General features: G+C 37.7%; 22 protein-coding genes and 1 tRNA gene. 2 read left to right on the top strand and 21 right to left on the bottom strand.

Annotated features, from left to right (window positions below; all coding sequences use genetic code 11):
- Positions 1-26 precede the first annotated feature (26 nt).
- From pheT to LKI_RS05760, 7 genes are all read right to left on the bottom strand, one after another.
- Complete coding sequence (gene pheT, locus LKI_RS05790) at positions 27-2,483, bottom strand: phenylalanine--tRNA ligase subunit beta (protein ID WP_013103236.1); 2,457 nt, start codon at positions 2,481-2,483, stop codon at positions 27-29.
- Between the two features lie 2 nt (positions 2,484-2,485).
- Complete coding sequence (gene pheS / locus LKI_RS05785; RefSeq protein ID WP_013103235.1) at positions 2,486-3,535, bottom strand: phenylalanine--tRNA ligase subunit alpha; 1,050 nt, start codon at positions 3,533-3,535, stop codon at positions 2,486-2,488.
- A gap of 376 nt (positions 3,536-3,911) precedes the next feature.
- Positions 3,912-4,256: a winged helix-turn-helix transcriptional regulator gene (locus LKI_RS05780; RefSeq protein WP_013103234.1), complete on the bottom strand. Its 345-nt coding sequence runs from the start codon at positions 4,254-4,256 to the stop codon at positions 3,912-3,914.
- A 74-nt stretch (positions 4,257-4,330) separates the two neighbouring features.
- A complete protein-coding gene (locus LKI_RS05775; protein ID WP_013103233.1) occupies positions 4,331-5,197 on the bottom strand; it encodes an ROK family protein in 867 nt (288 codons plus the stop codon).
- A 287-nt stretch (positions 5,198-5,484) separates the two neighbouring features.
- Entirely contained in the window at positions 5,485-5,868 is a 384-nt protein-coding gene (locus LKI_RS05770) for a VOC family protein (protein WP_013103232.1), read from the bottom strand.
- Positions 5,869-5,933: 65 nt separating this feature from the next.
- Positions 5,934-6,668, bottom strand: a complete 735-nt coding sequence (locus LKI_RS05765; protein WP_013103231.1) for a DUF6198 family protein — start codon at positions 6,666-6,668, stop codon at positions 5,934-5,936.
- Positions 6,669-6,672: 4 nt separating this feature from the next.
- Positions 6,673-7,689, bottom strand: a complete 1,017-nt coding sequence (locus LKI_RS05760) for a zinc-dependent alcohol dehydrogenase family protein (RefSeq protein WP_013103230.1) — start codon at positions 7,687-7,689, stop codon at positions 6,673-6,675.
- A 192-nt stretch (positions 7,690-7,881) separates the two neighbouring features.
- Between LKI_RS05760 and LKI_RS05755 the strand changes: the two genes are divergently transcribed.
- A complete protein-coding gene (locus LKI_RS05755; protein ID WP_013103229.1) occupies positions 7,882-8,856 on the top strand; it encodes a LacI family DNA-binding transcriptional regulator in 975 nt (324 codons plus the stop codon).
- A gap of 51 nt (positions 8,857-8,907) precedes the next feature.
- Here LKI_RS05755 and LKI_RS05750 read toward each other — a convergent pair whose 3' ends face one another.
- From LKI_RS05750 to LKI_RS05715, 8 genes are all read right to left on the bottom strand, one after another.
- Positions 8,908-9,828, bottom strand: a complete 921-nt coding sequence (locus LKI_RS05750; protein ID WP_013103228.1) for a phosphoglycerate dehydrogenase — start codon at positions 9,826-9,828, stop codon at positions 8,908-8,910.
- A gap of 20 nt (positions 9,829-9,848) precedes the next feature.
- The gene (locus LKI_RS05745) at positions 9,849-10,250 is read right to left on the bottom strand and encodes a cytidine deaminase (RefSeq protein WP_187286370.1); all 402 of its coding nucleotides are present in this window, start codon (positions 10,248-10,250) and stop codon (positions 9,849-9,851) included.
- 123 nt (positions 10,251-10,373) lie between these two features.
- Positions 10,374-12,161 (bottom strand): oligoendopeptidase F, encoded by a 1,788-nt coding sequence (gene pepF, locus LKI_RS05740; protein WP_013103226.1) that lies wholly within the window; start codon positions 12,159-12,161, stop codon positions 10,374-10,376.
- Between the two features lie 84 nt (positions 12,162-12,245).
- On the bottom strand, positions 12,246-13,274 hold the full coding sequence (locus tag LKI_RS05735; RefSeq protein ID WP_013103225.1) for a competence protein CoiA: 1,029 nt from the start codon (positions 13,272-13,274) through the stop codon (positions 12,246-12,248).
- Positions 13,275-13,322: 48 nt separating this feature from the next.
- Positions 13,323-14,756, bottom strand: coding sequence for an ABC transporter substrate-binding protein/permease (locus LKI_RS05730; RefSeq protein WP_013103224.1), 1,434 nt, complete (start codon positions 14,754-14,756; stop codon positions 13,323-13,325).
- 108 nt (positions 14,757-14,864) lie between these two features.
- Positions 14,865-15,617 carry an amino acid ABC transporter ATP-binding protein gene (locus tag LKI_RS05725; protein ID WP_013103223.1) on the bottom strand — a complete coding sequence of 251 codons (753 nt, stop codon included), beginning with the start codon at positions 15,615-15,617 and terminating at the stop codon, positions 14,865-14,867.
- Entirely contained in the window at positions 15,614-17,062 is a 1,449-nt protein-coding gene (locus LKI_RS05720) for an ABC transporter substrate-binding protein/permease (RefSeq protein WP_013103222.1), read from the bottom strand. The genes LKI_RS05725 and LKI_RS05720 overlap by 4 nt, the downstream gene beginning before the upstream one ends.
- 128 nt (positions 17,063-17,190) lie before the next feature.
- Entirely contained in the window at positions 17,191-18,252 is a 1,062-nt protein-coding gene (locus LKI_RS05715) for a BMP family lipoprotein (protein ID WP_013103221.1), read from the bottom strand.
- A gap of 203 nt (positions 18,253-18,455) precedes the next feature.
- Here LKI_RS05715 and LKI_RS05710 point away from each other — a divergent pair, with 203 nt between their 5' ends.
- Positions 18,456-19,436 carry a sugar transferase gene (locus LKI_RS05710; RefSeq protein WP_013103220.1) on the top strand — a complete coding sequence of 327 codons (981 nt, stop codon included), beginning with the start codon at positions 18,456-18,458 and terminating at the stop codon, positions 19,434-19,436.
- Between the two features lie 50 nt (positions 19,437-19,486).
- Here LKI_RS05710 and LKI_RS05705 read toward each other — a convergent pair.
- From LKI_RS05705 to dnaI, 6 genes are all read right to left on the bottom strand, one after another.
- A tRNA-Cys gene (locus tag LKI_RS05705) sits at positions 19,487-19,557 on the bottom strand.
- Positions 19,558-19,694: 137 nt separating this feature from the next.
- Positions 19,695-20,090 (bottom strand): immunity protein Imm33 domain-containing protein, encoded by a 396-nt coding sequence (locus LKI_RS05700; RefSeq protein ID WP_013103219.1) that lies wholly within the window; start codon positions 20,088-20,090, stop codon positions 19,695-19,697.
- A gap of 116 nt (positions 20,091-20,206) precedes the next feature.
- A complete protein-coding gene (locus LKI_RS05695) occupies positions 20,207-20,509 on the bottom strand; it encodes a hypothetical protein (protein ID WP_013103218.1) in 303 nt (100 codons plus the stop codon).
- Positions 20,493-21,275: a YibE/F family protein gene (locus LKI_RS05690; protein WP_013103217.1), complete on the bottom strand. Its 783-nt coding sequence runs from the start codon at positions 21,273-21,275 to the stop codon at positions 20,493-20,495. Before LKI_RS05690 ends, LKI_RS05695 begins: the two co-directional genes overlap by 17 nt.
- Positions 21,272-22,357, bottom strand: a complete 1,086-nt coding sequence (locus tag LKI_RS05685) for a YibE/F family protein (RefSeq protein ID WP_013103216.1) — start codon at positions 22,355-22,357, stop codon at positions 21,272-21,274. Before LKI_RS05685 ends, LKI_RS05690 begins: the two co-directional genes overlap by 4 nt.
- The gene (gene dnaI, locus LKI_RS05680) at positions 22,354-23,280 is read right to left on the bottom strand and encodes a primosomal protein DnaI (protein WP_013103215.1); all 927 of its coding nucleotides are present in this window, start codon (positions 23,278-23,280) and stop codon (positions 22,354-22,356) included. The genes LKI_RS05685 and dnaI overlap by 4 nt, the downstream gene beginning before the upstream one ends.
- Between the last annotated feature and the right edge of the window lies 1 nt (position 23,281).

Here is a 23,281-nt window from a genome sequence, read left to right as displayed (position 1 = left end):
TAACTCAAATTAAATTAAAAATTAAATTAGCGTACTTCAACATGAAGTTCGTCAATCAAGGCAGTTGTGACCTTTTCAAAATCTGAGTTAACTTCAGCTTCAAGCAATGTCCCATCATCATCTTGATAAGTGAGTGTGTATGCTAATGACTTTTTTCCAGAAGGTAATTTATCACCCATATAAACATCAAATAACTTAATATCAACTAGTTTATCACCCGAAACTTGCTTAATTAGTGATTCAATCGTTGCATGTTCAATATCTGCGTTAACTAATAATGCAGCATCACGGCTCATTTGAGGGAAACGTGAAACTTTGTGATAGTGGACATCCAATTGTACCTGAGACATCACAGCAAACAAGTTTAGCTCAAATCCAAAAACTGGTGCTAGTTTTTGTGCTTTAGTGACCAGTGGGTGTAGTTGCCCAACAAACCCAAGATAAACTTCCCCTGCATAAATATCAGCCGTTTGTCCAGGATGCATGTTGACGTGACGATCAGTCGCAACATATCTCACATGATTAACACCTATTTGATCTAAATAATTTGAAACGATGCCCTTAATATCATAAAAGTCTACAGACCGATCTGTTTTTGAGGCTTGCCAAGTCGATGTTGCATAATTACCAGTTAAAATACCAGCAATGTGTTCCACTTCAGTAGGTAAGTCGTTTTTTTCATTGGCTATAAAAACACGTCCTTGCTCATACAGTGCAATATCACGAACAAAATGGTTCACATTATAGGCCACATCTTCAAGCAAACCTGCTAATAAATTTTGACGAGCAGTGGTACGATCTGAACTCATTGGATAGTCTAACGTTAATAACTTTGCTGTTGTGTTTTCAGCAAATTGTTGTGCCTTTTCTGGCGTCGTTAATACATAAGAAATCGCTTGATTCAAGCCTAAGCTTTCCATAATGCGTCGGCTAGCACGTATTTGACGCTGTTGTTGTGTTAATTGACCAGGTGTTGTTTGCCCATATGGTAATGTCACAGGCAGGTTATCATACCCATACAATCGTGCGATCTCTTCGATTAGATCAGCAGCAATTCCCATATCTGGGCGACGTGCTGGCAGAGTTACTTCAGTATAATCGTCATGTGTTTGATAATCAAAAGCGAGTTGATCTAGAATCGTTGTTATATCACTTACGGTCAAAGCTGTTCCTAGAATTTGATTAACCCGTTGCGTTGAAAGTGCGATTGTTCTAGTTGACCGCTGACTATCTGACGCTACTACTTGTCCTCTAGCAATCTGTCCACCTGCCAATTCATCTGATAATTGCGCCGCATGATCTAGTGCCGTAAATGTATTGTCCCAATTAACACCACGTTCAAAACGTGCTGACGCTTCTGAATGTAAATTGTGACGACGTGCTGTTGCACGGATAAGGCTAGGATTAAATACTGCACTTTCTAGCACAATATGTTTAGTTTGCCGGTCAACCTCAGAACTTTTTCCACCCATAACACCAGCTAACATCAAAGGCTCGTCAACTGTTGCAATCACGATATCTTCCCCTGAGCGTAATTGACGTGTTTGCTCATCTAATGTGACTAATTGCTCATCTTTTTTTGCGCGACGAATATGTAATTCATGATTCGTTAATTTATCTAAATCAAAAGCATGTATTGGTTGACCATACATCAACATCATGTAATTCGTAATATCAACAATATTGTTAATAGGGCGCATACCTGCGTTCCACAGACGTTTTTGTAACCAAAGTGGTGAATCTGTCACTGTAACATTGTTTATCACGCGTAATGCGTATTTAGGTGCTAATGCGTCATCATCCAATTTAACGGTTATTTGCTCACTGGCCAAAGACTCATACTCCACCAAAGCAAAATCAGGTATCGTGACTTTTTGCTTGAGCATCGCCCCAAATTCGTAGGCAGTGCCAATCATCGATAACATATCTGCACGATTAGGTGTTAAATCTGTATCTAAAACAGGTTCATTCATTCCCAAAACTACAAGCGCATCATCCCCTGGTTTAACATGATCTTGCGCAGTAAAAATGTGTATACCATCTTCAAAATTTTTAGGTGCAATCTTGTTGTCGAAACCAATTTCTTGTAAAGCAACTAACATACCATAGGAATCTTGACCACGTAATGTTACTTTTTCTAAAGTAATCAATTCACCTGTATCATGCTTGATAATATGCGCGCCAACGGTTGCCAAAATTACTAATTGACCTTCTGCAATATTAGGTGCCCCGGTAACAACCTGCACGAGATCAGATGTACCAACATTAACTTGTGCGATAACCATATGATCAGAATCAGGGTGAGGTTGAACCCGCATAACTTTTGCCACGATAAGACCATCTTGTCCCTTTGCAATCGTTGTGCTCTCATTAATTTCAACACTCGTTCGTTCCACTTGTTCTGCTAAATCCGCTACAGCTGCTGGTTCCAAATTAATGGTGTTATTTAGATATTCATTCAGCCACGTCAAACTTGTTTTCATTTTCAGTTCCCTTTCTGATTAAATTGTGATAAAAATCGTATGTCATTAAGATAGAATTGGCGAATGTCATCCACGCCATACTTTAACATAGCAAATCGATCTGGTCCTAATCCAAAAGCGAAAGCAGAATATTTTTCAGGATCAACGCCATCCATCCTTAACACATTTGGATGTGTCATACCGGCGCCCAATACCTCGATCCATTCAATATCCTCTGGTTTCATGTCTGGGGTGACCTCATTCCACGAAACGTCAACTTCGACAGAAGGCTCAGTAAATGGAAAATAAGATGGTCTCATCCGAATTTGATGTTTTTCACCAAACAATGCTTGCATAATCGAAAGCAGCGTCCCCTTTAAATCAGCCATTGTAATATTTTCACCAACAACCATTCCCTCAACTTGGTGAAATTGATGAGAATGTGTTGCATCATCAGTATCACGACGATACACTTTTCCTGGTGCAATCATTTTTAAAGGCCCCTTTGAAAAGTCATGTTTTTCAAGTGAACGTGACTGTACGGGGGATGTCTGTGTACGCAATAAAATCTCTGGGGTAATGTAAAATGTATCTTGCATATCACGTGCTGGGTGGTCTTTGGGTAAGTTCTCCCGTTCAAAATTATATTCATCGGTTTCAACTTCTGGTGAATCAACCGTATCATCAATGATTTTAAAACCCAAACCAAGAAAATGTTGTTCAATCTCGTCAATGATTTGTTGCAAAACATGTGGTTGCCCAACAACATGTGAACTACCAGGTAATGTCACATCAATTGTTTCAGATGCTAGTTGCTTATTTAATTTTGCGACTTCTTCAGCTGCTTTTTTTTCGGCTAATAAATTAGTAATCGTTTGACGTACATGATTACCAACTTCACCAACTGTTTTACGATCTTGAGCAGGTACATTTTTCATACCCTTAAGTAAAGTTGTCAGCTCACCTTTCCTGCCTAACAACTTCACTCGTAATGATTCAACATCTACACCAGCAGTATTAATTCTTTCAACTGCTGTCTTTTTCAGTGCCGTGAGATCTTCAACTAAACTCATAACTATTTCCTTTCAACTTCTAAATAACCTAACCAATTCATACAAAAATCCCATGCTATCAAAAAGATAACATGGGACGTTAAAAACCGTGGTACCACCCAATTTTCTGGTTTTCACCAGCTTTAATGACGATAACGTTGTCTACCGTTGGCAATTATGCCAAACACTCCTGACTGAAATTCTTTGGATGCTTTCCATGGTACTTTCACCAAAAATATACCACTCGCTGAATCAAGCATGCAATTACTAGGTCATTCTCTGTGTTTAAAATATATAATTCTGATAATAAGCCACAATATTTGGTTTAACTAAAAAACGATACGTTATGACTATACTGTTAGTATATCATGCCCTATCGTCTCTGTCTTCAATATTTTTATTTTACTGGCTCACCATTGTTAAACTTGTCAGACCATTCATGTATGGCCGCCATCATAGGTCGCATAGCCTCGCCAGCAGGTGTCAATTTATATTCAATTAAGCTAGAATCTTCATAAGTCACACGATTAACGATGTTCACTGCCTCTAGTTCTTTCAATCGTTCTACTAATACACGATCTGAGCAAACTGGAATCGCACGTGAAATCTCTAAGAAACGCTTAGATCCACCTACTAACAATGTTTCTATGATCAGACCATTCCATTTTCGTCCAAGAATTTGAAACGTTCTTGTGAAGTTTTCACAAATTAAATCATCTGTTTTTTTTGCTAATTTTGTCATAGTTTTTGTCCTTGAAATGATATATACGTTAATACTAACACAAAACCGTTCTATGGACAAAAAGTAAGCAGGACTTAGATAAGCGTTTTAGCAAGATAGAAGCAACCCAAGATACCAGCATTGTCACCATTTGCTACGGGTACAATGTAATCATCTAAATCCGGCACTTCTAAGTAATCACCCATTTGTTCAGCAAAGCTTTCGCGAATGAGTGGGAATAGGTCTTCACGATGAGAAACTCCGCCGCCAAAAACAATTTTTTCAGGGCGTAAAATCATCGTATAATCTAATGCAGCTTGTGCTAAATAATAAGCTTCAATCTTCCAAGCTAAATGATCAGCTGGTATTTCTTTTGCACTCATTTGCCAACGTGCTTCAATCGCTGGTCCAGCAGCTAACCCTTCTAAGCAATTGTCGCCGTGGAATGGGCAATGGCCTTCATATGTGTCTTCTGGGTGCTTTTGTAAGAAAATATGTCCCGCCTCAGGATGACCGTAACCACTCACGAGGTGGCCACCAGAAACGATTCCGGCACCAACACCGGTACCAACTGTCAAATAAACCATGTTATTAACATCTTTTGCAGCACCAGTTTCAAATTCTGCCCAACCAGCACCGTTAACATCTGTTGTCCAGAAATAAGGGATATCACGCCATGCTTTCATACGTCCCAAAAAGTCATAGCCTGACCAGCCACGTTTTGGTGTATCTAAGACATAACCATATGTTTTAGAGTTAGTGACAATATCAATTGGACCAAATGCTGCAATGCCAATCGCATCAATGTTATCAAATTGATCAAAAAAAGCAATGACTTGATCTAGTGTCTTTTCACCATCTAGCGTTGGAAAAGCTGATCTTGCAACGATATTGTAATCCTGATCAGCGACTGCCACAACAAACTTTGTTCCACCTGCTTCAATTGCACCTAATAATCCCATTTTTTTCTCTTTTCCAATTCTTTATCAAAACTTATTACTTGAAATACTAGCCATAAGCGAATGTCATCATTGATTTTAAACGCTCGTAAATTTTCTTTGTTATTTAAATTTATGAAGCGCTTACATTATAGTGTAAGCGATTATGTTTATATATGTCAAGCGCTCTTCAGTTTTTTTTATTAAAATCTTTTTTTATCAGCAGAAAATCAAAATAATTTTGACTAGACAATTACCAGAACAAACAAAAAACCTCGTAATAACGTGTCTACGAGGTTTTAAAAAATTATTTATTTGACGATCTCACAAAATTCAACTATCACAGCATCAGGTCCTTCTACATTGAAGAATTTAATGCCCTTTTCCCAAAAGGCCAAATGTTGTACTTCAGAATCAATTAACTTGAAACCTTCAGCTTTTGCTGCTGTAAAAGCTGCATCTGCATCTGTCGTGTCCATTGAGATGTGATTAATTGCCCCAGGTTGTCCTGCGACTTCGTCTTGTTGCCACGTTTCAATCACAAGATTGTCACGCTTCATAAAGATAACGTTTCCAACTGGAAAATCACCTGTCTTATTAAAACCAAGCTTCGTCCAAAAAGCTTCAGCAGTAGCTAAATCTTTTGTTGGAATACCAATGTGTTGCACACCTGAATAATAATCTGAAAATGACATATCCTACTCCTATACTGAAATTCACAAAGACCGAAACAATTATGTTTCACGCCCTGAAGTTCTAACTAAATACCTTGATGTTTCAAGTTAGGGAAAATATATTTATCACCCCACCCAGTAATACCACCTTGAAATAGAAAGGCAAATATTGTTCCCAAGCCATAATTTGAAAAATCAGGCAAGATAATAATTGCAATAATACCAATAATTGTTGGTGGAATGTAAGATGCCCACATGGCCTTCGCGGCGGCACCCTTGAAATACTTAAATCGCAAGATTTGCATTAAATCATCTGCTGGGTGCAAAATCAAGTTAGTCCGTTGATAAATTGATATTGCAAGACCAATCATGACAACACCTAAGAAATTCAATAACGTATATATTACTGTAACCAAAACACTATGTGACTCTGGTAACACTTGGGAAAACGCGCTGGCAAAAAAACTAATTAGCAATGAAAATGGCACCATAAAGGCAATATTTCCAACAAACTTTTTCCAATTAAAATATCCTTGTAAAAACACATTCAATATAGCAATCAATACACCTACGATGAAGAATATCCAACCAAGTGTGGCATTAGATCCCTGAAAGACTGCCTTATTGAATCCTGCTTGTGCAGCAGTCCAATACGCTGAGCCTAAGAAAGTTGGGTGGATTTTTTGACTAGTAACGACTGTAAGCACGTTACCGGCCGCGTTGATTATCAAAGAAAAAACAAAATATGATAAGGAAGCGCTAATCGTAAGCGTACGACCACGATTTACAGTCGTACCCTGTGTTACGTTTTTAGCGTTCATTTGATTATGCCTCTTCTCCACCAACCTTAACAACAGCCTTTGAAACAACGCCTAATTTACCATTTACGAAGTCATCAACTGTGTTATAGTCCAATTCATGTGACATCAATGATTCAACATCCAACTTTCCTGATGACAACAAAGCTAATGAATCTTCAAATGCATTTGGATTAATAAATGAACCTTGGATTGTTAATTGCTTTTGGAAGACTTCATAAGTATTCATTTCAAACTTAGCATCAGGTCCGCCGACACCAAACATCAAAACTTGTCCACCACGAGCGGCTGCTTCAATTGCTGCTTCTTGTGTTTGAGGCATACCTACAGCTTCAATAACAACATCATATTCAGCATCAGGAATCTTATCACCCTTCATTGTGTTGAAGATGTTTTTAGCACCAAACTTTTCCTTGTTCATTGCAAGCTTTTCGTCAACAATACCAGCCAAATCAACTTGGTGGATACCATATGCTTGCAAAATTTGTACGAACAATTCACCCATGAAGCCATCACCAATAACCAAAGCCTTTTGGTAAGGTGTTACCTTAAGCAACTGGATACCATGAACAGCACATGATATAGGTTCAACAACAGCAGCTGACTTCAATGACACATTATCAGGAATTGGGTAAACTACTGAAGCTGGGGCTGTAAAGTATTCTTCAAAACCACCATCACGCGTCACACCAACAGCTGACAAGTTCTCGCATAATTCAGGACGTCCTGTACGGCAATACTTGCATTGTCCACAATAGATGTTAGGATCGACAGTTACGCGATCACCCACTTTAACATTTGTAACTGCTGAACCAATTTCAGCAACAACACCTGAATTTTCATGTCCCAAAACAATGGGAGGAACAGCTGGTGCTGAACCAGGCAAACCAGCATACAAGGCATGATCGGTACCACAAATACCTGCAAAGGCTGTATGAATTTTCACCTCGTTTGGTTTAACTTCTGGTTGGTCGATGTCTTGTAGTTCTAGTGACTTGATGCCTGTTAATACTAATGCTTCCATGATAATCTCCTTTTTCTGTTTGTGATTACTGTAACTTACATGGACAATATTAAACCTTACCTTTTTATTTGTCAAGCGCTGTTCAGTAAAATAAAAACATTAAAAAATATATAACCAGAAACAGTGTATAATAGTATAAGATGAAAACAAAAATTCTAGAGATTATTCTCTCCAACAGTATGGAGGCCTATTATGGTTGCAAAACTAAGTGACGTCGCTGAATTAGCTGGCGTTTCAGTAACAACAGTATCACGTGTAATTAATAGTTATGGTTCACTAAGCCAAAAAACGATTGATAAGGTTCACGCTGCTATGCGTGAATTGCGCTACCAGCCTAATGCAATGGCGCGTTCCTTACAAGGAAAATCCTCACAGTTTATTGGCTTAATTTTCCCCAACATTGAAAACCCTTTTTTCACGGCGTTAGTAGCTGAGATTGAAGAGTTACTATTTGAAAAAGGTTATAAAGTTATCATCGCCACAAGTTCAAACGATATTGAAAAAGAACAACAATATTTACAGATGTTAGCTGCTAACCAAGTGGAGGGTATCATTACTTCTTCTCACAATCCAAATATTGACAGTTACAAAGATAGTTTCTTGCCTATTGTGTCATATGATCGTTATCTTTCAGAAACGATTCCAATCGTTTCTGAAGATAATTACCGCGGTGGTTACCTTCTTGGCGAGTATCTTGTGTCGACTGGTGCCAAAAACATATTAATGCTACGTGATGATGATAATTCTAATTCACCCACTGCAAAACGTTACCAAGGGTTTACAGAAGCAACTGCAAACAACAGCCACTTAACAACATTCGATTTAGATTCAAATCAGGTGTCCAATGGTGGTGATATACAAGCTATTGTTGATATTGTGGTGGACAATAAAATTGACGGCATCTTTGCTTATAATGATATTATGGCTATTCAACTTCAAAACGCACTGCGTAAAGCTAATTTACGTGTGCCAGAGGATGTGAATGTTGTTGGTTATGATGGTTCACCTATCGTACAATTGCTTCATCCCGACCTACCAACAATTATTCAACCTATCCATGAAGCTGCTCAACGTCTAATTGACACGCTTTTCAATGAAATTAACAATAAACCTGCTTTACCAAATGACGTCCTACCTGTTAAACTGTACACACCAGAGTCAAAATAATCAAAAAGCACCCCTAACCATCAGTTTTAGATGTTTAGAGGTGCTTTATTTTTAATCATTTACTTTAAAATGTGGTGTGTCATTATTTAAAACACGTACCACTTCTTGGGCCGCGACAAACCCTACTGAATCAAAAGCTTCACGTGATTTAGCTGCAACGTGTGGTGTTACAAAAACATTTGGCAATGTCAACAATTCATTGTTATTGGCAATGGGCTCGTTTTCAACTACATCCAAACCGGCACCAGCAATCTTACCAGACTTAAGCGCAGTGATTAATGCCTGCTCGTCCACAACAGATCCACGAGCAATATTAACTAACACGGCGTTGGTTTTCATTTTTTCAAAAACATCAGCATTAATCATATGATGCGTTTCAGGTGTCGATGGTAATGCCAGAACAATGAAATCAGACTTTGTGTAAATGTCTTCCAGTGTAGCCATACGGCCGTTTTTAACTGACTTTTCATGTCGCGCATAGGCCAACACATTAACATTGAACCCAGTTAGTAATTCATCAATTTTCTGCCCAATAGCACCAAAGCCAATAACACCAATTGTTTTACCAGTTATTTCCTGTCCAACTGGTACATGACCTATGTTATCAGTAATACTTTGTCGTTGTTGATAAAATGAACGTCCCGCCATCAACATGTGCATAACAGCTGTTTCTGCAACAGCTGTCGCATTCGCACCTGGTGTATTTGTCACAACAATATGATGTGACGAAGCGTCTTCTAAATTCACATTGTCATAGCCAACACCAAAACGTGCAATAACCTTAAGCTTTGGTAGCTTTGACATAATATTTTCTGCGACAGGATGCATCATCAGTATGATACCATCAATATCTGGATGGCTCGTAAAATCACTTGCCTCTTGCTGCTTATTGATAATCACTTCAATATGATTTGATTCGAGATATGTCACAACAGATTGTGTCATACCTTCAAACACTAATACTTTTTTCATGATTTCTCCCTTAATATTTTTTATTTCAATATACTAAATGACCCTGGCATCAACTCGGCGACATTTGTTTGAATTTCTTTACCTGAGTCATTAATCAACCAAATAGGCATTTGTGGATCAAAGAATTCAACCATTACTTGACGACAAGCACCACATGGCGCGATAGGCTCATCTGTATGACCAGCAATAACCAACCCCTTAAACTGTTTATTTTCTGCTGCAACGGCACTAAAAATCGCTGTACGTTCAGCACAATTTGTTAACCCAAATGACACGTTTTCAATATTTACGCCTTTAAATATCTCATTAGAGGCTGTCAATAACGCAGCACCAACAGGAAAATGAGAATATGGTGTATATGTGTGATCAAGTGCCGCTAGAGCAACAGCTACCAGCTCGTGTGGTGCATTTTTTTTAGTCATCATTTGTCATTTTGCTCACAATTCATTATCGTTTTGTCTGTTAAAATCGCCCAATATTAAAAAATTGACTATCATATTTTCTTACAATCGGTTTTTTTGCTATACAAACTATTACCATGCCATTTATTTAATTAATAAATTTTCTAATTGATCAAGACGCGATTCAAAAACACTAAAGGCCTGTTTTAAATAGCCAGCTTGATTCATGTCAACACCAGCTCGTGAAATAACATTTAGTGGATAATCAGAAGACCCTGCTTTCAAATAAGTTTTGTAAGCTTCTGCGCCGTCATGATTAATAATACGTTCGGCCAGTGTTGTCGCTGCCGCTTCCCCAGTTGCATACTGATAAACATAATAGTTGTAGTAAAAATGAGGTATACGTGTCCATTCATAGGCTATTTCTTCATCTGGGAACAAGTCTGGACCATAGTACCTTTGATTCAAAGCCGCGTAGTAAGCGCTCATTTTATCAGCAGTTAGTGCCTCCCCTGCAGCGCTTTGCTCGTGAATCCAATCTTCAAATTCTGCAAATTGGGTTTGACGAAATACTGTTCCCTTAAATCCATCAAGATACTGATTCAAAACATAGGCTTGAAACTTGGAATCATCATTTGTTTTCAGCAAGTAATCAGTTAATAAACTTTCATTCGTTGTTGAGGCAATTTCTGCAAGAAAAATTGGATAATCACCGTAGTGATAAGGCTGTTGATGACGTGTCATATATGAATGCACAGAATGACCCATTTCATGGGCTAACGTGTAAACATTATTTAAATTATTTTGCCAATTTAACAAAATAAACGGATTGGTATCATAAGTACCACTTGAATAGGCACCTGAGCGCTTCCCTTTATTTTCTACCACGTCAATCCAACGCTCATCAAAGGCTTTTTGGACAATCTCAAGATAATCTTGACCCAAAGGTGCTAACGCAGCCAACACAATTTCTTGCGCACGATCATACGTCACATCAAATTCAACTTCATCGACTAATGGCACATAGAGATCATAAGAGTGAACATCTTCCACGCCTAATACCTTTCGACGTAGGGCAACAAATCGATGTAATAATGGTAGATTTTCATCTACTGTTTGTCTTAATGTGTCAAAAACGGATGTTGGTAAACTGTGTGGTAAAATAGCTGCTTCACGCGCAGAATCATAGTGACGCACTTTCGCTAAAAAATTATGTCCTTTAACGTGTGACGACAAGGTTGATGCAAACGTATTTTGTAGCCTAATGTAACTATCATACAAAGTTTCAAAGGCTTCACGACGCAGATCACGTGATTGAGATTCAAGTAATAAGCTATACAACCCATTGGTCAAGGGGACTATTTCGCCATCTTCTGTATGCACATCAGCAAATGTTATATCAGAATTATCTAACACACCAAATGTATTTTCTGATGCACCAAGAATGTCACTCACGCCTGCTAGCAACCCTTCTTGATCGGCAGGCAATGTATGTGGTTTTTGCGCTTGTAGTGTCTCAAACAAATGTGTATAAGGTTGCAATTCAGGTGTTTTTAAAAAACGTGTCAAACTATCATCTGGTATATTTAAGACTTCCGGCTGAAAATAGGCTGTTGCTTCGCTAACTTCCGCCCAAAGACCCTGTACCCTAGTATTAAAAGCCGCATACGTTTGATTAGTCGTATCCTGGTCATAAATTTGATGTGCATAAACATAAACTTTTTCTAATTGACGCTCTAACTTAAGATCGGCTTCTAGCGCATTTTGGAGGGTCGTTGCAGAATCGCCAACATGGCCCTCAAATTGTTTTAATCCTTTTAAATCTTGTTGTATTTCACTAAAAGCGGTTTCCCATTGTTCATCAGATGCAAAAATAGTACTTAAATCCCATGTTAACTTTTCAGGTACTTCATTACGTAGTAGTTGTGCCATAATTTTGATATACAGTACTGGCGCGTGTATCTAACCGCCTTGCTGATACTTCTCCTTTTAACAATTTATTACTTCATTTTATCACTATTTTCTCACTTTACCTAGTTTTTCTTGTAATGAAGAATGCCATGTCAGCAATTGCCGGATTAGTATATACTGCCCCTTTTGCAAAATAATATTACGTTGTTCTAAATCGAATAGTATTAAAGTGATTTGTTCATATTTAAACGCCACATTGCCATGTAAATACTGGGCTAATTTCATAATGATATGTTTTTGATGAATAACATGCCCAACACCAACACGTTCGATCATTAGCACCATCAGTAAACGCCAATGCCAATTGGGAATGATCAGACCAAAAGTATGACCTTGATGAATCCATATCGGTGCATTTAAAAGTAATCGTCTCTTATCATACAGGTAATGTACCAGTTTTTCATCAACACGCTTTTGAAGCATGAGATGTTGTAACTTATAAATTTGCTTTTGTGAATTTATTGATGTTGCATATGTAGCTTGTTTAGACGGGTTCAATTGTTCACTAAATTTTTCTGTATATCGAACGCGTTCAAAGTCACACTTCACAAAATTGGTGCGGTGCACGAATTTACCAATATCTGGTAAATAAAAAGAAATACTATTTTGCGCTAAAAACTTAAAAATGGTTATTTGCGTCATATTTTTAACAAAATAATTTTCCCCTAATAGCCAAATAACGCTAATATTTTGACTCTTATAGCCCGCATTTCGTTCATCAAGTCTTTTTTGTGAAATAGGGCTGCATTGGTATTCAATTGCAATAGACTTTTCTTTTCGTTTAATTAAAATATCTGGTCGTTGATTAATTTCAGGTAGCACTGCCTCAATGAGAATTTTACCATAGGGTTGCAACTTATTTGCTAACTGTAATTTCCCTAATAAGTGCTGTGCTGTTTCATTTTCTGAAAAGGTTGCACAATTCGAATTAGCCTGGTGTGCAAAATGTTTTTGATTAATTTCGCCACTTCTAAGAATAACCTTCTCTTGACATCCTGGACATAAAAATTGTTGCTTTTTATCAGCATTTGCTGCGAGAATATATTTTTTGTTTTGATTAAGCGCAATAATCATAAAAGCACCTCCCATTCATTATACGAATCAGATGTGCTTTTGATAAAACTATTTTATTTTCTTCTCTACCCAATTACTTAACCACGTCAACAACGTGATGACAACCAGATACATGATTGCGATAATTGCCCATACCCGGAATCCTTGTGAGTTGCGAGCAACAATTAACGTACCTGTTTGGGTTAATTCCAACAAACCAATTGCTGACAAGATAGACGTATCTTTTAGCGTAATAATAAATTGATTAATAAAACTTGGCACCATAATACGTAAACCTTGCGGCATTATTACTTTACGCATGGCATGCCCATATGGTAACCCTAATGAGCGTGCTGCTTCCATCTGACCTCGGTCCACTGCCTCAAAACCACCACGTACGAAAGCACCCGTATAAGCACCTTCATTTAAAATTAAAGTGATAATACCTGCCGTAAAAGCTGGGATTTTTATACCCGTTACGCCGGGCAAACCAATATAAATGAAAAACGCCAAAACCATCAATGGTAAGCCACGGAATAGGTAAATAACGGTCGTTGAAATACCACGCACCCACTTGAATTCACTAATACCAAGCACACCAAGTAAAATTCCCCATACAGAAGCCAACACAATAGCAATAATTGTCAACTTAATAGTTTGCCATAGACCTTTTAGCAAAGCATTTTGATTTGATTTCAGAATGCCTAAAATCGAGCCATTCTCTTTTTGACTACCCGAAAAAGTGGATTGTTTAGCACCCAAGTACTTTGCTACGATTTTATCGTAGCTACCATCTTTTTTAATTGCAGCAAACCCCTTATTAAACGATGCAAGAAGTACTTTGTTTTTACCTTTTTCAACGGCAAAACCATACCAACCTGCATTACCAGGATGATCACTATTCATGACTTTCAATGCCATACCATTTTTAATCGCATACTGTATCACTGGCATATCTTCAAATGTTGCTGCAGAATTACCCACTGAAACATCATTGTACATCGTATCAGTATCATTAAAATATTTTATTTTAAAGCCGTACTTTGATTGTAGAGATTTGCCATATTCTGATGCAGCAGTCCCTGTCTTTAATGCAACTGTTTGCCCCTTTAAATCGGTCAATGATTTAATTTCACTGTTCTTTTTTACAATCCAAGCAACGCCTGTTTTATAATATGGTGTTGAAAAATCATACACCTCTCGACGCTCTGGTGTAATAGACATACCTGCAATAATCCCATCTGCTTGGCCATTGGATACAAGTTGCGCAGCAGAATTATAACTCATTGGTCGCATGGTATACGTAAAGCCTTCTCGCTTAGCAATCGCTGCCATAGTATCTTGTTCTATACCAACGTAATCATTATTTTTATCTTGAAATGTAAAAGGTGCATAAGTCGCATCAGTTGTTATGATGTAATGTGGTTCAGCCGCTTTGGCAGTTGGGATAAATGTCAATAAAGCAACCAGTGCAGATATTCCTAGTAAATATTTTTTAAACATGTTAATAAAATTTTCCCCTCTTTTTACTGCCAATACGCCATAAAAAAGTCGACCATGTGGCCGGCTTTTTATGGTTTAACACACCTACTATTCCTGTCATGTCACAAACTATGCATGCATAATCTTGCTTAAAAACTCTTGCAGGCGTGCATTTTTTGGTGCATTAAATATTTGTTCTGGTGTCCCAGATTCTTGAATTTTACCTGATTCAAAAAACACGACACGGTCAGCAACTTGTTTAGCAAACCCCATTTCATGGGTCACAATGATCATGGTCATACCTGTTCCTGCTAAATTCTTCATAACTTCCAGAACGTCACCAACCATTTCAGGATCTAAAGCCGAAGTTGGTTCGTCAAATAGCATCACATCCGGTGACATTGCTAAGGCACGTGCAATAGCAATACGTTGCTTTTGTCCGCCAGATAAAGAATTTACTGATACATCTGCTTTATCCGCCAAATTAACAACATCAAGCAATTCGCGTGCCTTTTTTTCGGCAGCAGTTTTGTCCATCTTCCCCAGTTCAACTGGTGCCAACATAATATTTTCTAATACCGTATAGTTATTAAACAAGTTAAAGTTTTGAAATACCATACCAATATTTTCACGTACTTTATTAATATCAGTTGCTTTATCTGAAATATCAAAACCATCAACAACAATTGTACCATTATCAGGCGTTTCCAATTGATTTAGCATACGTAAAAACGTTGACTTTCCAGATCCAGAAGGACCAATCATCACAACCACTTCGTTTTCAGCGATATCGATGGAAATATCACGTAAAACATGGTTTTCACCATACGACTTATTAACCTTTTCAACGTGTACTTTTACTTTATTCTGTGCCTCAGTCATGCACGTGTCCTCTTTTCTACCCAGTTACTCAACCATGTCAGTAACGTAATCACAATCAAGTATATCACAGCTACTATTGCCCAGACACGAAAACCTTGCGAGTTACGAGAAACAATCAGCGAACCTGTTTGTGTTAATTCTAGAATGCCAATGGCCGATAAAATAGACGTATCTTTTAGTGTAATAATAAATTGGTTAATAAAACTTGGAATCATGATTTTCAAACCTTGTGGCACAATGACTTTACGCATAGATTTACTATACGATAAACCTAATGATCTTGCAGCTTCCATTTGACCACGATCCACCGCCTCAAAACCACCACGTACGAACGCAGCTGTGTAAGCACCTTCATTCAAAATTAATGTGATAAGTCCAGCAGTGAATGCTGGGATTTTCATGCCAATAACACTGGGCAAACCAATATAGATAAAGAACGCTAGCACCATTAGAGGCAACCCACGGAAAATATAAATTAGTGTTGTAGATAAGCCACGCAGACCAGTATTTTGACTGACACCCATAATACCAAGTAAAATACCCCATACTGAAGCCAATATAATGGCAACAACAGTCAAGAGCACTGTTTGCCATAATCCTTTTAAGAATGCACTGTCATTGGCTTTTAAAATACCAATCACAGAATTATTGGCTTTTTTATCACCAGTAAACGTTGCAGCACTTGCACCTAAGTACTTGGCAACAATTTTATCATACGTGCCATCGCTTTTAATGGCAGCAAAACCCTTGTTAAATGATTTGAGTAATTGTGCGTTTTTACCTTTTTGAACACCAAAGCCATACCAACCTGCTTGAATAGGTGACTTGGCATTCATAACTTTCAGCTGTGTCCCATTTTTAACAGCATATTGAATGACAGGTAGATCACCAAATGTCGCTTGAGCATTACCATTAATAACATCGTTATAAAGTGTATCTGAATCATTAAAATAAGTGACTTTGAAACCATATTGTTTTTGGATAGACAAAGCATAGTCTGCACCAGATGTCCCTGTTTTTATCGCGACTGTTTGTCCTTTTAAATCACTCAGTGATTTAATAAGTGACCCTTTTTTAACAGCCCAACCAATGCCTGAACGATAATAAGGCGTACCAAAGTCAAACACTGCTTTACGTTCATCAGTAATCGACATACCAGCTATAACGCCATCTGCTTGACCAGACGACACTGATTGTGTGGCAGCATTGAAGCTCATCGGTTTTAGCGTATAGGTAAATCCTTCTCGCTTAGCAATTGTTTTCAAAATCTCTTGATCAATACCTGTGTATTGATTATTTTTATCTTGAAAATCAAAAGGTGGATAAGTTGCATCAGTCGTAATAACGTAGTTTGGCACCTTAGCAGCATGCACATCGGTAGTCAGGCCAAATATGGTTAAGGCAAATAGCGCAACGACTAACAAAAATTTTCTTATTTTTTTCATAATAATTTCATTCTATCAGAAAGTACTGCGCAAAAATTCATTTCATGTTAGCTTCTTTAACATTAATATCCTTTTTATGATATACACTCTTGTACTGGCTAAAACTTAACCGTATAGAAACAACTACCTTATGGATGTACTGGCACTTTAATGTCGCCCGAAATAATTTTTTTCTGAGCCGTCTTAACTGCTGACCATACATTATCTGAAGCCGAATCCTTAGCTAAGTCAACGCCCTTCTCTTTGAGACCATAGGTAACTGTCTTACCACCTTGGAACTTACCATCACGGCCTTGTGTTGATAATTCCTTAACAGCGTTATCAACACGTTTAATGGCTGAAACGAGTGTGAAATTAGATTTCACATCATTTTTTGCTGTATAGGCACCATCTTGCTTTTGGTCCATATCAACACCAATAATCCAAACTTTTTTATCTGAATCAGCTGTTAGATTTTGATTTGTCGCCTTTGCTTCAGAAAATACGCCAGAACCCGTACCACCAGCAGCTTGGAAAATAACATCAGCACCACCAGCTATCATTGAAGCTGCAATCGTCTTGCCTTTAGCCGCATCTGCGAATGAATCAGCATATTGTGTTACTATTTTAATATTAGGATCAGTTGCTTTTGCACCCGCTTTAAATCCAGCCTCAAAAGTATCAATAATATCCCCATGTATGCCGCCAATAAAACCAATCGTATGCGACTTAGTTTGCTTTGCAGCAGCCACTCCTGCTAAATAAGACGACTGTTCTGATTTAAACATCAAAGAGGCAACATTTTTTTCAGGCACAACAGCATCAATAATCGCAAAATTAGTTTTTGGGTTTGCCTTAGCAACTGTTGTCATTGCAGGGGCTGCAGTAAATCCAACACCGTAAACTAATTTGTAACCACCTTTTACAGCTGTTTGAAGGTTTGTCTTAATATCTGATGCATCTGTACTTTGAAAATAATTAAAACCTTTTGTGCCTTGTTTAAGTTGGCTATCTTTTCCATAGGCTTTTAATCCAGACCATGCTGATTGATTAAAAGAACGATCATCTACGCCACCACTGTCTGTGACTAATGCAACAGTATAATTATTTTTAGAGGTAGCTTGTTTCCCACCTCGTGTAGTAGCATAAATACCGCCACCAATAACTGCAATTGCTAAAATACCGATACCAATCTGTGCTGAACGCTGCATAATAATATGATGTATGAGTGTCAAAACTCACTCATACTCTCCTCTCAAATTTATATCTTTATTATGCGCTATTTAAAAGTGAGAACCATGATAAAACAATTAAAACGTGAGATAAAAAGCGAACAATATACTTTTATTTTATTTTTAGTTCGTTATTTTTAAGTTTTTATCAAATATGGTTCGGATTTTGGTAGAATAAGATTATGACACATTTTATAACCCATACAATTGAACCTTGGATGCCTTTAGGCGCATTAAAAGCAAAATCTGATTATGCTGACATTGCTGTTGCTTCTGGTTGGACATCACTACCAATCTATCGCTATAATGATGCACGATATAGCGATGACACCCGTATGACACACCTTAATGAGTGGCTAACACCTGTCAAATCCAATGATCTTGTTCTCCATCAATTTCCAACCTATATGAGCGCTGATTTAGAAAACGCCTTTGTCACAAAATTGAACCAAAATAAAATACGATCCGCTGTTTTAATTCATGACATTGAACCTTTGCGCTTAAACAAAACAAGTACTTGGGAATTTGACGTGTTAAATCGATATGATACGATCATTGTCCATTCTGAAGCTATGAAAAAACGTCTACAGGCAGCAGGCATCACAAGTCAGTTTATCATACAATCATTTTTTGATTATCTTAGTCATCCGGTTCCAGTGGCGCAATTCAGCCATCGGATAAATTTTGCTGGAACATTTCAAAAATCACCATGGTTACAAACATATACCGGGCCGCAGTTAACACTTTTTGGCTCAAAACCAAAAAAATGGCAACATATCAATCTACCAACTACAATTGACTATCAAGGAAATTTTGATCCCGATCGGATCGTGTCTCATCTATATGATGGTTTTGGTCTAATCTGGGATAACGACTTTGATGATAAAACTTATCAAACCTATACAAAATACAACGCACCACATAAAGCAAGCTTGTACTTACGTGCTGGATTACCATTAATTGCGTGGTCCCAAAGCGCTCTGGGCCAGTTGATTGTGACGTCTCATATTGGATTGGTTATTGATAATTTAGACGATTTATCCGTTGCATTAAAAAAAGTAGATCGTCAACAATATCTATTATGGCAAACCAATATTAAGAAAATTTCGGAAAACTTGCGTCTTGGTATGTATACACGGCAAACACTAAAAAAATTAAATTAAAAAGCAACAGCATTGTCACTAAATTGGTGACAATGCTGTTGCTTTTTTAGAGGTAATAACCGGAGTCGAACCGGCGATGACGGTTTTGCAGACCGTTGCCTTACCACTTGGCTATATTACCATTATAAACACCAGTGACTTGCTTCATTAATCTGATAAAACAGCCAACGATTGATGATCAATAACAACTTGCTGTTTTTTCAAACATCACAACATTTATAATTATATGTGAAAATCACTTAAATTACAAACACTTTGTTAACTTTCGTTATTTTCAATGACCTGTCCATCAGAAATCGTAATGTTTGGTTGCACCGTCCCGTCAGATAACCAAACAGGTGTATGCGTTTTAGGATCCCACCAGCCTGTTGTATTGACGCGTTTATCTAACATCAGATCGGTACCATAAGGTAAGTCCAAGACATTTTCCAAACTGGATTCGATGGCTAGTGCCGTTTGAATAACAATAGGTACGAAATTATCGGAATCTTCATTCCACTTAGCTGTGTCATTGTCCGCAAACAATAACCAACCAGTGTCCTGTGATAGCGTAGGCGCTAATTCACGATATATCCATCTCAAATTACCTGTACCGTCTGTGAGATGCTTGGAAGCAAGAACTACCGCTTCGGGTTGATTAAACACTGAACGCATATGTTTTTGCCTACTTTGCTATCAATACTCGTACAAGTCAATAACAAAATAGGTCTCCTTTCAGAATTCACTAACTTTATTATACCTTACAACCTAGCTAAGACCAAATAAGGTTCTTAGGCCAATTTATTTTCCAATAAGATTTGTGTCATATGTTCGGACATTTCTGGTGTCCGTTGCCATTCTTCCCAACCATCATATTCTAACGGTAACAAATCATAGTGTGTATTAATATAGTTTTCCAAGGCTTCAACTGCAGAAGAACGTGCTATATTCATTTTTAAAATCCGAACACTCTTAATATAACCATGCTCTGCCGCATATTCTGAACGACCATTATGTGTAATATTCCCCAGTTCAAAATAAATTGAACCATCATTCCTTGTGATCTCTTCAATGAGATTAAACGTTTCTTTCATTTTTCATCACCACTTTTTGTTGTTTAACATGCGTTCGTACAATTAGCCAACTGGCTACCCAGATGCTTAATAAAATACCTAACATTCCCAGCAACATTGTTACCACTTCTACCATTAATAATTTTGCATTAACAAACATTGCAACAGGGTAACGTAACCGAACAAACCAAATTAATAACGGTATGTTGGCACCCAACACACCAAAAAACAATGTATTAATCGCCGTGCCTAGTATTTGCCCACCAATAATACGTGAATGGGCATATAATCTTATGCTCGTCATATTTGGTGTTCTTTCAATCACTTCTGTTAAATCTGCAGCTATTGCCATAGCCGCCTCAGCAACTGCGCCCAGAACAGAAATAATCATCGCAATCATTGCAATATGACTAAATGATAGACCTACCGTTAAGGAGAGCCCCTCTAGTTCTTCCGAGTTTTCCGTTGTAAAGCCCTGAAACTGACCAAAGTACTGAATAAGAATTGTCAGGGCCATGATAATTGCAACAACAATGACACTGGTTTTAAATGCAATATTTGTAACATTGATATTATCCGCTCCCAAATAAATCGCGACAGATAAAATAATCAAACTCATAATACTTGTCACAATATACGGATTAAACTGCCAATTAATCAAGATAATTAATATAAAAATAGCCAAAAAATTACATAACAGCCCTAAAAACGCCTTGACGCCCTGGCCTTTACCAACAAAAACCATGAGTATGAATAAAATGATTACCAAGAGTCCAATTGCATTCATTGGGTACCGACCTTTCTTGACATAATCCAGCCAACTAATGCACTAGTTACAGGAACTGCTAAAACAATGCCAATACCGGAAATAACTGTTTGCAAGATGCCCAAATTCATGATTTGATCCATAATATAAGTCCAATGGTTGCCATTACGTAACATCAAAAAAACCATTGGCAACGTTTCCGCGATAAATATCATGAACAGCACATTAATTAATGTCCCCATAATATCGCGACCAACTGACATACCTGCGTGCCAATAGTCAGAAAAATGCCGTGTCGCATTTTCACGTTGCATGCCAAATTGCATAGCCACGATGTCTGCTGCCTCATCCATTACAGCACCTAGAACACCGATAATCGTCTGTGCCATAAATAATGTGACTGGTACTTGCGTGACATACGACATCGTTTCAAAATGAACACCCGCATTATTTGTGAATCGTAAAACAATTATCAATAGGCCAATTGTCAGCACAGTTGTCGTTAGTGTCGTTAATAACGTAATTGCCATTTGTAGCGTTTTACCTAATACGAGCGCCAAACTAGCTGTTGCAAATAATACAGCCAATACACTAAATAGTAAAAAAACATTGGCATTTTTTGCGTGAACATTTAAAGCAACAGCAACACCAAATAAACCAATATTGATTAACATACTGAGCAATAACCAACTTGTCGCTCGCCACTTACTATAAATAACTAGCAAGCCAACAAGTAACGTTGCTAACGCACCCACAACAGCATCCCTTTTTAATGATAAAATATGCATATTGCCGTCAATGTTTTCTAAAAGTAATTGATCCCCAACACGATATTTATTAGAAATAACTTGGGACTGTGCATAAGTATTTGATATTTTGATTGTCCCTTGACGATTCAGTAATCGAATGGTTAGTGCTTGCGTTCGAATCACATCTGAATTGTTATGTTCATCAGTTACTGTTTGCGTTGCCTTGTCACTGACATGCTGTACTTGACCAACTGGATTGGCGTACAATAACGCATCATGCCGTAAAAAAAACCATGACAACATGACTGCTAAACCAACAAACCAATATTTTTTTGTTCGCTTAATAAACGTCAATGCTCTAACCGTCGATTTTTGCCACTGACTTCTGCGCGTTGTGTGAGAAATTTAATACGTTGCATTAACCGTGCAGCTTTTCCTGGATCACGGTCATCGCGTGTTTCGGATAAATATTTTTCCATCTCATCCATATCAAAATTTGATGTTATAAATGTCGTTAACTCATTTTGCATGCGATATTCTAAAATAACACCGAGAATGTCATCACGAATCCACATACTTAAATTTTCGGCCCCAAGATCATCAATAATCAAAACTGGCGACGTTTTTGCTTGGTTAACTAATCGCTCACGATTGGTATTATCTCTACCAATGGTGTTCTTTAAATCCACCGCAAAAGATGGGAAATGAATAAGCATAACACCAATACTATTCGCCGCTAAGGCATTGGCTAGTGCGCCCATCAAATATGTTTTTCCAACACCAAATTGACCATACAAATAAAGACCGCGAACATACGTATCACTTTTCTCAAGTAAACGTGTCAAAATATCTACAATGGCAGTGACAACACCTGCTCGGCCTGAATCAACTGAAATAGTTTGTAAATCAGCATCGCGAATAGCCTTTGGCATTTTATATAATGTCAATTTTTCTGCCTGCATGAGTTGCAACTTTGTGGATTTCTCAGCAACGTAGCGAACATGAGGATAACCCTTTTCAATGGCTAATTCTGGATAATAGCCTGGATAAAGTGATTTTTCCCCACGAGCCAATCGTTGCTTTTGTTGTATAAATTCATGAAGATCCATCATTGTTAATTGAAACGCGTCTTGACGTAATTCATTTTGATGCGCTTCCCAAAAAAGACGCACATCTTCATCGTCTGCAATTTGTTGCACAACCTCAGCTAACTTTGTTTCTTCAATTTTAGGATACTTCTGTTGTATTTTTTTTAATACTTCTGCTAAATTTTGCATA

It is taken from the genome of Leuconostoc kimchii IMSNU 11154, from assembly GCF_000092505.1.
GTDB classification, from domain to species: domain Bacteria; phylum Bacillota; class Bacilli; order Lactobacillales; family Lactobacillaceae; genus Leuconostoc; species Leuconostoc kimchii.
The sequence above is the reverse complement of the archived record's forward strand: the minus strand, read 5'-3'. Positions and strand labels throughout refer to the sequence as shown.